General features: G+C 67.9%; 15 protein-coding genes, 2 pseudogenes and 1 other annotated feature. Of the genes and pseudogenes, 6 read left to right on the top strand and 11 right to left on the bottom strand.

Features of this window, described 5'->3' with window-relative positions:
* Position 1: 1 nt before the first annotated feature.
* The 4 genes from EOW65_RS17900 to EOW65_RS17885 all read right to left on the bottom strand — a co-directional run bounded on the left by EOW65_RS17900 (position 2) and on the right by EOW65_RS17885 (position 2,989).
* Complete coding sequence (locus tag EOW65_RS17900) at positions 2-1,165, bottom strand: glutathionylspermidine synthase family protein (protein ID WP_240664773.1); 1,164 nt, start codon at positions 1,163-1,165, stop codon at positions 2-4.
* Positions 1,166-1,304: 139 nt separating this feature from the next.
* Positions 1,305-2,075 (bottom strand): anti-sigma factor family protein, encoded by a 771-nt coding sequence (locus EOW65_RS17895; protein WP_128151743.1) that lies wholly within the window; start codon positions 2,073-2,075, stop codon positions 1,305-1,307.
* Complete coding sequence (locus EOW65_RS17890) at positions 2,072-2,584, bottom strand: sigma-70 family RNA polymerase sigma factor (RefSeq protein WP_128151741.1); 513 nt, start codon at positions 2,582-2,584, stop codon at positions 2,072-2,074. Before EOW65_RS17890 ends, EOW65_RS17895 begins: the two co-directional genes overlap by 4 nt.
* A 12-nt stretch (positions 2,585-2,596) precedes the next feature.
* On the bottom strand, positions 2,597-2,989 hold the full coding sequence (locus EOW65_RS17885) for a COG4315 family predicted lipoprotein (protein ID WP_206364094.1): 393 nt from the start codon (positions 2,987-2,989) through the stop codon (positions 2,597-2,599).
* Between the two features lie 134 nt (positions 2,990-3,123).
* Between EOW65_RS17885 and EOW65_RS17880 the strand changes: the two genes are divergently transcribed.
* On the top strand, positions 3,124-3,324 hold the full coding sequence (locus EOW65_RS17880) for a recombinase family protein (protein WP_128151739.1): 201 nt from the start codon (positions 3,124-3,126) through the stop codon (positions 3,322-3,324).
* Between the two features lie 46 nt (positions 3,325-3,370).
* Here EOW65_RS17880 and EOW65_RS17875 read toward each other — a convergent pair.
* A pseudogene (locus EOW65_RS17875) lies at positions 3,371-3,652 on the bottom strand (hypothetical protein); the annotation flags it as partial.
* Positions 3,653-3,731: 79 nt separating this feature from the next.
* Here EOW65_RS17875 and EOW65_RS17870 point away from each other — a divergent pair.
* Complete coding sequence (locus EOW65_RS17870) at positions 3,732-4,415, top strand: IS6 family transposase (RefSeq protein ID WP_128151737.1); 684 nt, start codon at positions 3,732-3,734, stop codon at positions 4,413-4,415.
* A gap of 23 nt (positions 4,416-4,438) precedes the next feature.
* On the opposite strand, the gene EOW65_RS17865 is transcribed toward EOW65_RS17870, so the two are convergent.
* Genes EOW65_RS17865 through EOW65_RS17850 form a run of 4 tightly spaced genes read right to left on the bottom strand, consistent with a single transcriptional unit; the run spans position 4,439 to position 8,412 of the window.
* A complete protein-coding gene (locus EOW65_RS17865; RefSeq protein WP_128151735.1) occupies positions 4,439-5,137 on the bottom strand; it encodes a tryptophan-rich sensory protein in 699 nt (232 codons plus the stop codon).
* 58 nt (positions 5,138-5,195) lie between these two features.
* The gene (locus EOW65_RS17860; protein ID WP_128151733.1) at positions 5,196-6,356 is read right to left on the bottom strand and encodes an SAM-dependent methyltransferase; all 1,161 of its coding nucleotides are present in this window, start codon (positions 6,354-6,356) and stop codon (positions 5,196-5,198) included.
* Positions 6,353-7,132, bottom strand: coding sequence for a DUF1365 domain-containing protein (locus EOW65_RS17855; RefSeq protein ID WP_128151731.1), 780 nt, complete (start codon positions 7,130-7,132; stop codon positions 6,353-6,355). The genes EOW65_RS17860 and EOW65_RS17855 overlap by 4 nt, the downstream gene beginning before the upstream one ends.
* On the bottom strand, positions 7,129-8,412 hold the full coding sequence (locus EOW65_RS17850) for an NAD(P)/FAD-dependent oxidoreductase (protein ID WP_128151729.1): 1,284 nt from the start codon (positions 8,410-8,412) through the stop codon (positions 7,129-7,131). The genes EOW65_RS17855 and EOW65_RS17850 overlap by 4 nt, the downstream gene beginning before the upstream one ends.
* Positions 8,413-8,529: 117 nt before the next feature.
* Here EOW65_RS17850 and EOW65_RS17845 point away from each other — a divergent pair, with 117 nt between their 5' ends.
* The 3 genes from EOW65_RS17845 to EOW65_RS17835 are packed head-to-tail and all read left to right on the top strand — an operon-like array spanning position 8,530 to position 10,555.
* Positions 8,530-9,192 (top strand): sigma-70 family RNA polymerase sigma factor, encoded by a 663-nt coding sequence (locus EOW65_RS17845; protein ID WP_128151727.1) that lies wholly within the window; start codon positions 8,530-8,532, stop codon positions 9,190-9,192.
* Positions 9,189-9,821, top strand: a complete 633-nt coding sequence (locus tag EOW65_RS17840) for a ChrR family anti-sigma-E factor (RefSeq protein ID WP_128151725.1) — start codon at positions 9,189-9,191, stop codon at positions 9,819-9,821. Before EOW65_RS17845 ends, EOW65_RS17840 begins: the two co-directional genes overlap by 4 nt.
* Positions 9,818-10,555: an SDR family NAD(P)-dependent oxidoreductase gene (locus EOW65_RS17835; protein WP_128151723.1), complete on the top strand. Its 738-nt coding sequence runs from the start codon at positions 9,818-9,820 to the stop codon at positions 10,553-10,555. The genes EOW65_RS17840 and EOW65_RS17835 overlap by 4 nt, the downstream gene beginning before the upstream one ends.
* Positions 10,556-10,563: 8 nt before the next feature.
* Here the strand turns inward: EOW65_RS17835 and EOW65_RS17830 are convergent, their stop codons facing one another.
* The gene (locus tag EOW65_RS17830) at positions 10,564-10,968 is read right to left on the bottom strand and encodes a DUF2177 family protein (RefSeq protein WP_128151721.1); all 405 of its coding nucleotides are present in this window, start codon (positions 10,966-10,968) and stop codon (positions 10,564-10,566) included.
* Between the two features lie 25 nt (positions 10,969-10,993).
* Complete coding sequence (gene folE / locus EOW65_RS17825) at positions 10,994-11,725, bottom strand: GTP cyclohydrolase I (RefSeq protein ID WP_128151719.1); 732 nt, start codon at positions 11,723-11,725, stop codon at positions 10,994-10,996.
* Between the two features lie 267 nt (positions 11,726-11,992).
* Between folE and EOW65_RS17820 the strand changes: the two are divergent.
* Positions 11,993-12,589 (top strand): annotated as a pseudogene (locus EOW65_RS17820) (transposase); the annotation flags it as partial.
* Positions 12,275-12,393 (top strand) — a sequence feature (AL1L pseudoknot). Its footprint overlaps the pseudogene before it by 119 nt.

The following is a 12,589-nucleotide window of genomic DNA, read 5'->3' as shown; positions in this document are numbered from 1 at the left end:
GTCACCCCTCGATGTAATGCGGCACGAACTGGCTCAGGTTCTGGGTAATCAGCCCGGCATCCTCGCGCAACCCCATGCCGGTGCAGCGCTCGCCCACCACCCAGGCGCCGATCACCGGGCGCCTGCCGTCGAAGACCGGCAACGGGTGATAGGCCTGACGGATCTTCGGCCAGGCGTCATAATCGCGATCGTCAGAGGCCGCGATCTCCTGCCCGAAGCCATCGAGGATGCGCAGCGATGCCCCCTCGCGCGAGAAGAGCGGCTTGATCACCACGCCGTCCGGGAAATCGCCCGGCTCGTCCTCGAACACGGCGGGCAGCAGGTTCGGGTGGCCGGGGTTGAAGCGCCACAGCATCGGCAGGATCGCCTTGTTCGACACAAGTGCCTTCCACGGCGGTTCGAGGAAGGTGCAGCCGCTGCCCGCGAGGTATTCGGCAAAGGGCTCGCGCAACAGGTTCTCCCAGGGGTAGAGCTTGAAGAGGTACCGCACCGGCCAGCCCTCGGCATCGGCGAAACGACCCTCGGGGGTGATCCCGAGCTTGTCGAGGGTCAGATAGACCGGGTTGATCCCCGCCTCCTTCGCCGCCCAGGCGAGCGTCTCGGTGGTGCCGTAATCCTCGCTGTTGTCGGCGACCGAGGTGAACCACACGGTCTGGTCGTCCGGGAAGATCTCGGCAAAGCGGGCGACCAGCGCCTCCCAGGTGCCGTTGAACTGGTCGGCCCCGTCCGGCAGCACGCCGGCGCCGATCTGGTCCTCGAGCCAGCGCCACTGGAACGAGGTGCTCTCGAACAGCGAGGTCGGCGTGTCGGCGTTGTATTCCAGAAGCTTCGCCGGGCCCGTGCTGTCATAGGCAAGGTCCATCCGGCCATAGAGCGTCGGATCGCCGTCGCGCCAGCTTTGCGCGACATAGTCCCAATGCTCGCGCGGCAGGCCCATCCGCGCCATCAGCTCCTCGGAACCGAGGATGCGCCCGACCGCGTCGAGGCACAGCGCATGCAGCTCGGTCACCGGATCCTCGATCTCCGCCTCGATCTCGCGCAGCGAGAAGCGATAGGCCCGGGCCTCGTTCCAATAGGGTTCGCCATACATCGTATGGAAGTCGAACCCCGCCTCTTCGGCGATCTCGCGCCAGGTCGCGCGAGGTTGCAGATGGCGGATTTCCACGTCATTTCCTTTTTCCGTTCCCGGCCCAAGATGGGGAGCCGGCCGGCGAATTGCCAGAGCCCGGGGCCGATGATCTGTCCCTGCCCCCCCTCAGCGCCGGCAGGACCACGGCGCGTCTCGCCCCGGCAGGCGGTTCACGTCACGCGCCGGTGATCTGCCGATAGGCCTCCATCGCCACGCCGTGCAGCACCTCGCGCGTGAGATCGCCGACCACGGCGCAACCAAGGCTGTCGTCGAACCACCAGTAACTGCGGGCGGTATCGCGCTGCGCGAATTCTGGCGGCTGCTCTGCCCGGCCGGGCTCCGGCGCGACATAGAGCGTCAGCCGTCGCCCCTGCGCATCGCGATACATCATCAGAACCGCGGGACCGTTGACGCCGGGCAGGACCCGCCCCCCCATCAGGCTGAAGCCGCTGCGGCTGAGATCGGGCGGCGCGATCTGCCGCCCCAGCCGGTTCGACAGCCAGGTGCTCAGATGCGGCTCCTGCGTGGCCGCGACCTCGACCGGGTGAACGGTTTCCACCGAATAGGTCGCAAAGGCGCGAAACGCCGCCATCGCAAGCGGGGTCTCCGCCCGCTCCGCCCAACGCGCGCCGAGCGCACCGCCGGTCGCCCCGACCGCGAGCAGCAGACAGGCGGCGACCAGCTGCGACCAGACCGGCAGACCGGATCGGCGCTCGGCCCGGCGTTCGGCGCGACGCAGAACAGCTTGCAGCGCCGCCGGCACCGGCTCCTGGGCAACCGGATCGTAAAGGGCACGCAGCGCCGCATCCTGCCGGTCCCAGGCCGCAAGATCGTTGCGCAACGCCGGATCCTGCGCCGCCCGCGCGGCCAGCTCCGCCTGCTCGGCCGGGCTGCCGTGGCGCAACCGCATCTGCGCCGCGCTCTCGATGTGATCCCGCTCCGTCACCGCTGCCTGTCCTGTGTCTGAATGGAAATCGTCTCGCCCCGGTCGGTCATCCGGCGCAGGCTCTCGCGCGCCCGGGCGACCCGCGAGGCGACGGTGCCCGGCGGCTGCCCCAGCACCTGCGCGGCCTCGGCAAGGCTCAGCCCCTCGACCGCAATCAGCAGCAGCGCGGCACGCTGATCTTCGGGCAGACGCCCCATCGCCGCGTGCACCTCGCTCAGCGCCAGATGGCCTTCCTGCGCCCCCGCCTGCCCGATGCCGCCCGCGCTTTCCAGCGGCAGAAGCTGCGGGCGCAGGCGCAGGCTGCGCAGCCGGTCGCGAAACCGGTTGAGCAGGATGCGGAACAGCCAGCCCCGCACCTCGCCCTCGCCGCGCCACAGATGGCGCCGCGCCACCGCGCGCTCCAGACAATCCTGGACAAGATCGTCCGCCTCGTCCCGGTTGCGCGTCAGCGCATGGGCATAGCGCCGCAGGGCCGGGATGGCGGTCTCGATTTCGTCCAGAAGCGTCATCGGCGCCGCGCCTCACTTCGGTTGGGCAATGTGCCACAGCCCCTTGATCCCGTCGCCGGTGATGTCGCCGGCCTTGTGATCGTTGATCCAAGTGTAGAGCGGCCGGCCGTGATAGGTCCATTGCGCCGCGCCATCGCTGCGCCGGGCCAGGCCGAAATCGCCCTCGGCCATGGCGCCGGTCGCGGCAAGCAGCGGCGGCCAGTTCCTGGCACAGCCGGCGTAGCAGCTGGGGATCCCGCCCTGATCGTTGTCGAAGGTGTAGAGCGTCATCCCCCTCGTGTCGCTCAGCACCTTGCCCTTGGCGCTGTTCTGCTGCCCGATCGGCACCTCCGCATGGGCCGCTGCGGCGGCGAGCACCGCCGCCAGCGCAAGAGGTATGGCAATGGATTTGCGTGTCATCGGCATGTGAGTCTCTCCCCCTTCGGCCGAACCGGCCGGTCATCGATCCCGCGAATGCGGTGATCTGGGAAGACTGACGTTTTGCAACGAAACCTTATCCCGCCACGCACGCAGCCGTGAACGGGCTCGGGGAAGACTGAGTGCGCCACATCGGCGACGACGGCGAGATCACACGCGGTGACCGCGCGATCAATGCGGATGAAGCCGCCGTCGTGCAGCGGATTTTCGCAGCCTATGCCGATGGGATGTCGCCGAACCGGATCGCCGACCAGCTGAACCGCGAAGGCATCCCCGGCCCACGCGCCGGCAAATGGGACAAGTCGACGATCCATGGGCATTGATGCAGAACTGCGGCTTGTGGCGCGGCTGCCCCTTACTCCAGTGGCGTCATGCCACGCGAACGATCTCGGCGGCTCCGAGGGAGTTGAAGCGATTGGTGACTGAGCGGCAAGCGCCATTGGTCCGAGCGCAGCCGCGAAGGATGCGGATTTGGATTTCGGCGGTTTGGCGGTCGGGGTCTCTTGCAGCGATCCGCTCACCGAAGGACTTGAGGCAGCGCCTCTTCGCCTCGATCCGGCTTCGGACGTGGTCTCCGGTCCAGCGCTTCCAGAACGCCCGGCCATAGTGTCGGGTCGCCCGCAGGGTGTCGGTCCAGGCCATTGCGGCCGGTAGTGTCGCAAAGTTTCCGGTTCCTTTGGTGTCCCAGAATATGCAAGCATTGTCAGTGAGTTGGCGAAAGGCGGTTGACGTGATCGAGTTTAAGGGCGTGCACTATCCGAAGTCTGTGATCCTGCACGCAGTTTTCTTCTACCTCCGCTACGCCGTGTCCTATCGTGATCTTGAAGAAATTCTGGCCGAGCGCGGCATCATGGTTGACCACGCCCCCCTAAACCGCTGGGTGGTGAAGTTCGCGCCGCTCATCGCCGTCAGGGCGCAGTCCCGTAAGCGACCGACCACGAACTCCTGGCGGATGGACGAAACATACATCAAGGTGAAGGGGCGCTGGACTTACCTTTACCGGGCGGTGGATCGCGACGGACAAACCCTTGATTTCATGCTGTCCGAGCGCCGAGACTTTGCCGTCGCCCGGTGCTTCTTCAAGCGGGCGATTGGTTCGAACGGCGTGCCCGACCGGGTCGTCATAGACAAGAGTAGTGCCAACCTGGCCGATTTGCAGGCGGTGAACACGATCCTGCAATTTACCGGCGGGGGCCGCACAGTCGCGATCCGACAGGCCAAATATCTGAACAATATCCTTGAACAGGACCATCGCTTCATCAAGCGGATCACCGGGCCGATGATGGGCTTCAAGGCCTCCCACTCGGCTGCGGCAACCATCGCCGGCATCGAGACCGCGCACATGATCCGCGAGGGGCAGATCCCGGCCAACGGCGCCAGCGCCTTTAAGGTGTTTGCCGCGCTGACAGCATAATTGTGTCTGGCGGCCGGCCCCTCTCAACCTGTTTGAAACTTTGCGACACCCCCCATGAGCGCCACCCCCACCGCACAGAGCCCCGCGATCAGCCAATCCCCCGCCGAGACATTGGCGACGATCACACCGAGGAGCGCCCAGATCACCCCGGCGCGGTAGCTCCAGACCATCGGACGGCTGGCCGCGACCCCGACCGCAACGGCCAGCACGACGCCGATAAGCGCGATCGCCGCGATCCGGGGCGGCAGAACGCCATAGCCCGTCAGCACCACTGACACCGCCGCCCCCGAGGCCGCCGTCAGCCAGCCCGCATAGAGCCCGACTGCCGCCGTCTCGCGCCAGGTCGGCCCCAACCGGCGCATCGCGATGATCGCGCCCACGGCCATCGGCAGGATCATCGCCGTCGCCAGCGCCGGCGAGCGCATCGCCGCCTCGATCCAGAAGAGGCCGATGAAGAGGCTCGCCCCCATGGGCCACGCGGCGCGGCTCCAACCCGGCGTCTCGGCCGGGCGTGCGACCGCCCAGGCGGAGGTCGCGATCAGGGCCAGATAGATCAGCCCCCAGACCGAGAAGGCCCAGCCCACCGGCTGCGCGGGCCAACGCTCCACCTGCACGGGAAAGCTCTCGCGGGAGAAGCCGCCAAATCCGTTCGAGAAGATCGGCGCGGCGGCAAATCCCACCGCAAGGATCAGGATCGCAAGCCGCGTGATGCGGTCAGTCATGTTCTGTCTCCGAAAATCAGACGCGAAACGCACGTGGCGGGGGGCTCCCGACCGGGCGTCACGCGCCGCCGTGGCGCAGCGTGACCTGAACCACGTCGCAGCGCCCGGTGGCGAAGGCCGCGGCACAGCCCTCGAGATAGAATTGCCAGCTGCGCAGGAAGGCCTCGCCATAGCCAAGCCGATGGATCCGTGCGCGTTGCTCCATCATCCGCTCTGCCCAGATCCGGCAGGTGCGGGCGTAATCCTGACCGAAGGCGAAGCTCTCCTGCACCCGGAGCCCCGCCTGCCCGGCGGCATGCGCGATGCTGGCCGAACAGGGCAGCATGCCGCCCGGGAAGACATGCTGGCGGATGAAATCCGAGCGCTGCCGATAGACCCAGAACTCGGCATCGGGCACGGTGATCGCCTGGAGCACGGCGCGCCCGCCCATCGCCAGCCGGGCCTTGAGGGTGGCGAAATAGGTCGGCCAATACCTCTCGCCCACGGCCTCGACCATCTCGATCGAGACCAGATTGTCGAACTGGCCCGTGACCGCGCGGTAATCCTGAAGCCGGATCTCGGCGCGTCCGTCGAGGCGCGCATCGGCATAGCCCTTCTGCGAGGGCGAAAGCGTGATGCCCGTCACGCGGTGGCCGTGCTCGCTTGCGGCTTCGGCAAACCCGCCCCAGCCGCAGCCGATCTCGAGCAGGCTCTCGCCGGGGGCGAGCTGCGACAGGATGCGGTCGTTCTTGCGCGCCTGCGCGTCCTCGAGATCGTCGGTGCCGGCGAAGAGCGCCGAGGAATAGGTCATGCCGCGGTCGAGCCAGAGCTGATAGAATTCGTTGCCCACGTCGTAATGCGCGCGGATATTGCGCGACGCGCCGCGCAGGCTGTTGGCGCGCATCAGCCGGTCGATCAACCGCATCCGCCAGCTTTGCAGCCGCGTGGGCTCGGACCACTGCGCAAGGCCCGCCTGATTGCGCATCGCGATCGCCAGCGCCCCCTCGAGCGTGTCGCTGTGCCACTCGCCCGAGATCCAGCCCTCGGCCAACCCCACATCCCCGCGCATCGCGAGCCGCCGCAGCAGGCGCCAGTCGCGGATGCGCACCTCGGCCTCCGGCCCCTGCGAGCCGAAATTCAGCCGCGCCCCGTCCGGGGTGGTGACGATCAATCGCCCCTCGCCGATCCCTTCGAGGGCCGAGAAGAAGCGGGTCTGGAGCGCGCGGGTCGCGATGGTCATCGGCTGATCTCCTCGTGTGGGGCGGGCGGAAGCGGGCGATAGGCGGCGCCTTTCAGTTTCAGGCGAAGCGCGTGCCAGTAGATCTGGGCAATGACCCGCAGCGCCCCGCCCGGACGGCGCAGCGCGCCTGCGACGATCGCCTTGGTGGTCAGCGGGCGCAGCGCGCCGGTCATCGCGGTCTCGACCCCGGCCTCGCCGTCGATCTGCGCGATCAGGATCGAGAGGCTGTCGGGGCGCAGCGCAAAGCGAAAGCGATACTCGCCCGCCACGTCCTGAAACGGCGAAACGTGGAAGACCTTGCGCGCGCTCAGCCGCGTGGCGGCGGTGATCGGGGCACCGTCGGGCGGCGCAAGAAGATAGCTGTGGCGCTGACCGAAGGTATTGTTGACCTCGGCGATGACGGCGCAGAGCGCATCGCCTTCGAGCAGCATCCAGAAGCTGACAGGGTTGAACCAATAGCCGAGGAACCGCGGCTGGGTGAGCAGCGCGAGCACCCGGCCGGGGGCGCGGTCAAGCCCCGCCTGAGCAAACTGATCCCAGGGCCAATCTGTGCCGGTGCCCGCCCCGCGTGCGCCCCCGTGATCGCGCCGGTAGAGCGCGAGCAGGTTGAACCGGTCAAGCGACAGCCCCCGCGGCGGTCGCGCGGTTGCCGGCGCCAGCATCACGTGATCGGCGCGCGTGCGAAAACTGTGGCGCAGCGCGCCGCGGCGGGCATGGGTGATCACGGCATCGAGCGCCAGAACCTCGCCCGCCGCCAGTCGCGCCGCCAGCGTCATGTCCGCACCCGGGCGAAGGGACGCGCGCGCGCGACGCGCCAGGCGCTGGCAAAGCCGTCCTCGTGGAAGCCGTTGCGCAGCCAGGCCCCGGCGAACCAGGTGTTGCGCGCCCCCTGCATCGTGGCGATCTGCCGTTGTGCCGCCAGTGCCGGCAGATCGAAGACCGGGTGGCTGAACGACACCTCGTCGTAGATCAGGCGCGCGTCGATCTCCTGCGCCGGGTTCAGGCTGACGAAGAGCGGATCGTTCTCGGGGATGCCTTGCAGACGGTTCATCCAATAGCTGACATCGACCGCGCCCGATCCGGTATCGCCCCGGCTGACCCAGGAACTCCAGCATTTGCGCCGCCGCGGCATCACCCGCGGATCGGCATGCAGGACGGTGCGGTTGGGCTGGAAGCGGATCGCGGAAAGCGCGGCGCGTTCGCCCTCATCGGCGTCTGCCAGCATCCTCAGCGACTGATCGGGGTGGGTAGCAAGGATCACATGGTCGAAGTCCTCGGGCCCGGCTCCCTCGGCGCGGACCTGCACCCCCTTGCCGTCGCGGTGGATCGCGCGCACCGGCGCGCCCGTGCGCAAGCTGACCCCGGCGCACGTCAACGCGTCGGCAAGCCGTCTCACATAGGAAATCGAGCCGCCCTCGACCGTCCACCATTGGTGATGCTGGCCCTTGGACATCAGCCCGTGGTTGCGCATGAACCGCACCAGCGCCTGCGCCGGGAAGGCGCCGATCCCGCGATCCGGCGTCGACCAGATCGCGCCGCAGAACGGGTAAAGATAGGCATCGCGAAACTGCCCCCCGAGGCCCATGCGCGCGACCAGCTCGGCGATGGTCACATCCGGCGTGGCCGCGACCGCCGCCTCGGCCCCCGCGTTGAAGCGCAGGATATCGCGGATCATCCCGTAAAACCGGGGATCGAGGAGGTTGCGACGCTGCGCGAACAGCGTATCGAGAGAGCGCAGCGCATATTCGATCCGCCCGCCGTTCAGCGACACCCCGAAGCTCATGTCGGAGCGGATCACCGGCACGTCGAGATCTCGGAAGAGCCCGGTCAGATGCGGATAGTTGGTGTAGTTGAAGACGATGAACCCGGTATCGACCGGCTGATCGCCGCGCCGCCCGGCCACGACGGTGCGCGCATGCCCCCCCAGCCGCGGCTCGGCCTCGAACAGGGTGACGCTGTGGTCCCGTGCGAGCAGCCAGGCCGCCGAGAGGCCGGAAATGCCGCCGCCGACGATCGCGATGCGTTGCGGGGCGCCTTGGGTCAGATCGAATGCCATGGAACTTCTTTGCTTGCTGTGCCTCTTCGATACGGGACAGGGCCGCTCCCGGATCACTGCGCCGACGATTTTTCATCGACGAGTGATCCACGGCCGGGGACGGCGCGTAACAGCCTCATGGAAACCGTCGTTGCGCCCGTCCGGCCGAAAGCCCATACCTTTGTGACGCCTTCGCCCCCGACCGGGCGAAAGGGCGAGCCAGAGGTGTCGGTCAAGGTGGAGACTCCGGTGACGACAGAGCTGTCCGACCTCAGCCGTGACTTGATCGCCGTGCGGGACCAACGCGATCGCGCGGCCTTCGGGCGGCTCTTCGACCATTTTGCGCCCCGGCTGAAATCCATGCTGCTGCGGGGCGGGTTGACCGATGGTAGCGCCGAGGACGTGGTGCAGGACGTCATGCTGGCGGTCTGGCACAAGGCCGCGCAGTTCGACCCGCATCGCGCCGACGCAGCCGGCTGGATCTATGGCATCGCCCGCAACCGCCGCATCGACATGGCGCGCCGCAAGCCGCTGTCGCAGCCCGAGGAGATGCCCGATCTGCCGAGCCTCGATCCCGACGCCGGTCAGGTTCTGGCCCTGCAACAGGAGGCGAGCCACCTCGCCGCGGCGCTCGCCCGCCTCGCCCCCGAACAGGCCGACGCCTTGCGCGCGGCCTATTTCGACGACATCCCCCACAGCCGCATCAGCGAGATCACCGGACTGCCGCTCGGCACGATCAAGTCCCGCATCCGCCTCGGCCTCGACCGCCTCAGACACGAACTGAGGAGCATAGCCCCATGACGGACATCCAGCATCATATCTCTGACGAGCTTCTCGACGACTATCGCGCCGGGGCCTTGCCGCATGCCTTCTCGGTCGTGGTGGCCGCGCATCTGTCGCTCTGCGACGACTGCCGCGCCCGGCAGGAGGCGCGCGACATGATCGGGGGCGCGCTGCTCGCGGGCGCCGAGACGGCGCAGCTCGGAACCGACGCACGTGCGCGGATCATGGCCGCGCTCGACACTCCCGCGCCCGCACCCGCGCCCCGCGGCTCGGGCGTGTTTCCCGCGCCGGTGATGGCCGAACTGGGCGGACGCCCGCCGCGCTGGCGCATGCTGGGCGGCGGCATCCGCCAGCAGATCCTGTCGGCCGATCGCGAAGGGTCGCTGCGGCTCCTCTACATTCCGCCGGGCAAGGCGGTGCCCGAACATGGGCACCGCGGGCTCGAACTGACGCTGGTGCTGCAGGGCAGCTTCGCCGACAGCGAAGGCGCCTTCCGGCGCGGCGATGTCGAGACGGCGCATGACGATATCGACCACCAGCCCATCGCCGGCCCCGGCGAGCCCTGCATCTGTCTGGCCGCGACCGACGCACCATTGCGCTTCCACGCGATGCTGCCGAGCCTGTTGCAGCCGATCTTCCGGATATGAGCGGCGCGCGCCCCCAGCGTGTCTGGATCATCGGCGCGAGTGCGGGGATCGGTGCAGCGCTCTCGCGCGCACTGGTGGCGCGCGGGGCGCAGCTCGTCCTGTCGGCGCGCGACGAAGCGGCGCTGAGCCGGCTTGCCGCAGACTGCGGCGGGGCCGAGATCGTCGCGCTCGATCTTGGGCAGGCGGGTCAGCTGGCGGCGGCCTGCGACCGGCTGCGGGCGGAGGCCCCCTTTGACGCGATCATCTGCACCGCCGCGCTCTACGATCCGGGGCGGGTCGCCGATCTGGCCCCCGAACGGGTCGAGGCGATGGTGCGCGTCAACCTGCTGGGCACGCTCGACGTTGCGCGGCTGTGCCCGCCGCTGATCCGCGACGGAGGACAGATGGTGCTCTTCGGCTCGGTCGCGGGCTATCTGGGTCTGCCCGGCGGCCAGCCCTATTCCGCGACCAAGGCGGCGATCAACAATCTGGCCGAGAGCCTCGCCGTCGAACTCGCACCTCGGGTCGATGTGCGGCTGGTCTGTCCGGGCTTCGTGGCGACCCGCCTGACCGAGAAGAACAGTTTCGCGATGCCTGCGATCATCACCCCGGAAGAGGCGGCCAAGGCAGTGCTGCGCGGGATGGCTGGACGCGGCTTCGAGATCCACTTCCCGCGCCGCTTCACCCTTGTCCTCAAGGCGCTGCGCCTCATGCCCTACGCACTAACCCTGCCCCTGCTGCGCCGGTTGGGCTGAGGCTCCGGTCAGGCCAGCTTGCCGCTGAGGGCCGCGACCCCCGCCCAGGCCGCGAAGCCGGTCAGCGCAATCCCCCAAAGCCCGTCGATCACCACTTGCTGCACCGACCAGTCGCGCAGGGTAGCATAGTTCGTCATCTCGTAAGTGCCGTAGCACAGCAGCCCCAACACCATCCCGCCCGCCAGCGCCTGTACCGGCGCCCCGGCCCGGAGCGCGGGGATCGAGACGAACCACAGCACCCCCGCGACATAGGCCAGATAGAACAGCGCCGCCGGGCCGAGCCGCAGCGGATCGGCCAGCAGATGCCCGACATGACGCTCGAAAACCGGGCGGATCAGCAGTCGGATGCCGACGATATCGGCCCCGAGGAACGCGGCCGTGGTGATCAGGTACAGCAGGGCATAGGTCGGCATCTGGGGCTCCGTGGCGGCACTCGGGTCAGTCGCGCGCGGTGCGGCGCAGGCTCAGGAATTCGCGCCGCAGATCCGATTTGGTCTGGAATGCGCCGCGCATCACCGAATTGGTCATCACCGACTGATCGTCCTTGATCCCGCGCCAATGCATGCAGAAGTGATCGGCCTCCATCACCACGGCCAGCCCGTCGGGACGGATCCGCGCCTCGAGCTCGTCGGCGAGCATGACGACGGCCTCTTCCTGGATCTGCGGGCGCGACATGATCCAGTCGGTCAGGCGCGCATATTTCGACAGCCCGATCAGTTCGGATGAGGCATTGGGCAGAACGCCGATCCAGACCCGACCCATGATCGGGCACAGATGGTGCGAACAGGCGCTGCGCACGGTAATCGGCCCGACGATCATCAGCTCGTTCAGGTGGGACACATTGGGAAAGGTGGTCAGCTCGGGCGCGGGGCGATAGCGACCGGCGAAGACCTCGTCGACGAACATCTTCGCGACCCGCTTGGCGGTCTCGGCGGTGTTGTGGTCGGCGGCGGTGTCGATCACCAGCGCGCTCAGCACGCCCTGCATCCGCTCGGCCACCTCGCGGCGCAGCGCCTCGAGCTCGCCCTCGCGCAGGACCGCCGAGATATTGTCGTTGGCGTGGAAACGCTGCCCGCTTTCGACCAGGCGCGCGCGGATGCTCTCGGAGACCGGCATCGCCGGGCCTGCCTCCGGGCGGGTTTTCGCGTCAACCATGGAACGATCCAGCATCTCTTCTTTCCTCCGTGAAGCGGGCTGCACCCGGTGAATGTTTCGTTTCCGTCAGGGCCGGCGGCAGGAAGCTCGCTGTGACGGTCAGGCCGATTGCCGCGGCGCCCTTGGAAGCCTTACGCGGCAAGGAGGTTTTCGGATCATTCCTGGCGATCTTGCGGTGCCTTTCAGGCCAAGTCGATGCGGTCGATCCACCGCTTGCCCGATCGAGCCTTGAACCGCTCCGGGTTTGCCGGAGGCTCCAACTCCTGAGCAGGATGGAGCATCATGGGCAAGACGACGAACAAGTTTCCCCCCCGAAGTGCGCGAGTGCGCGGTGCGCCTGGTTCTCGGCAATGAGGGTCAGCATGGATCGCGCTGGCTGGCAGTCATGTCGATTTCCGCGAAGATCGGCTGTGCGCCGCAGCCCCTGAACGAGTGGGTCAAGAAGGCCGAGGTGGACAGCGGGCAGCGCGCTGGCATTTCAAGCGACATGGCCGAGAAGATGAAGGCGCTGGAGCGGGAGAACCGGGAACTGCGCCAGGCGAACGAGATCCTGCGCAAGGCGAGCGCATATTTTGCGATGGCGGAGCTCGACCGCCGGTCGAAGTGATGGTGGGTTTCATCGATGCTCATCGTGCGGAGCACGGGGTCGAGCCGATCTGCAGGGTGAGCCGCCGAAGGCGCCATTGGTTCAAGCCCGGCGGCGAACGCCGATCGCCCCGTCCACCTACTACGATCACCTGGCGAAGCGGGCCGATCCGGCCCGATTGTCGGATCGCACCCGGCGCGACGCAGCCCTGCGGCCCGAGATCGAGCGTGTCTTCGAAGAGAACTGGCGCGTCTACGGCGTGCGCAAGGTCTGGCGTCAGCTGGATCGGGAAG

Source organism: Paenirhodobacter ferrireducens, assembly GCF_004022265.1.
In the GTDB taxonomy this organism is placed as follows: Bacteria; Pseudomonadota; Alphaproteobacteria; order Rhodobacterales; family Rhodobacteraceae; genus Rhodobacter; species Rhodobacter ferrireducens.
The sequence above is the reverse complement of the archived record's forward strand: the minus strand, read 5'-3'. Positions and strand labels throughout refer to the sequence as shown.

Excerpts from the sequence above, each read along its gene's own strand:
- EOW65_RS17890 (WP_128151741.1), bottom strand. The coding sequence starts at position 2,584 with ATGACGCTTCTGGACGAAATCGAGACCGCCATCCCGGCCCTGCGGCGC.
- EOW65_RS17885 (WP_206364094.1), bottom strand. The coding sequence starts at position 2,989 with ATGCCGATGACACGCAAATCCATTGCCATACCTCTTGCGCTGGCGGCG.
- EOW65_RS17865 (WP_128151735.1), bottom strand. The coding sequence starts at position 5,137 with ATGACTGACCGCATCACGCGGCTTGCGATCCTGATCCTTGCGGTGGGA.
- EOW65_RS17860 (WP_128151733.1), bottom strand. The coding sequence starts at position 6,356 with ATGACCATCGCGACCCGCGCGCTCCAGACCCGCTTCTTCTCGGCCCTC.
- EOW65_RS17855 (WP_128151731.1), bottom strand. The coding sequence starts at position 7,132 with ATGACGCTGGCGGCGCGACTGGCGGCGGGCGAGGTTCTGGCGCTCGAT.
- EOW65_RS17850 (WP_128151729.1), bottom strand. The coding sequence starts at position 8,412 with ATGGCATTCGATCTGACCCAAGGCGCCCCGCAACGCATCGCGATCGTC.
- EOW65_RS17845 (WP_128151727.1), top strand. The coding sequence starts at position 8,530 with ATGGAAACCGTCGTTGCGCCCGTCCGGCCGAAAGCCCATACCTTTGTG.
- EOW65_RS17840 (WP_128151725.1), top strand. The coding sequence starts at position 9,189 with ATGACGGACATCCAGCATCATATCTCTGACGAGCTTCTCGACGACTAT.
- EOW65_RS17835 (WP_128151723.1), top strand. The coding sequence starts at position 9,818 with ATGAGCGGCGCGCGCCCCCAGCGTGTCTGGATCATCGGCGCGAGTGCG.
- EOW65_RS17830 (WP_128151721.1), bottom strand. The coding sequence starts at position 10,968 with ATGCCGACCTATGCCCTGCTGTACCTGATCACCACGGCCGCGTTCCTC.
- folE (WP_128151719.1), bottom strand. The coding sequence starts at position 11,725 with ATGCTGGATCGTTCCATGGTTGACGCGAAAACCCGCCCGGAGGCAGGC.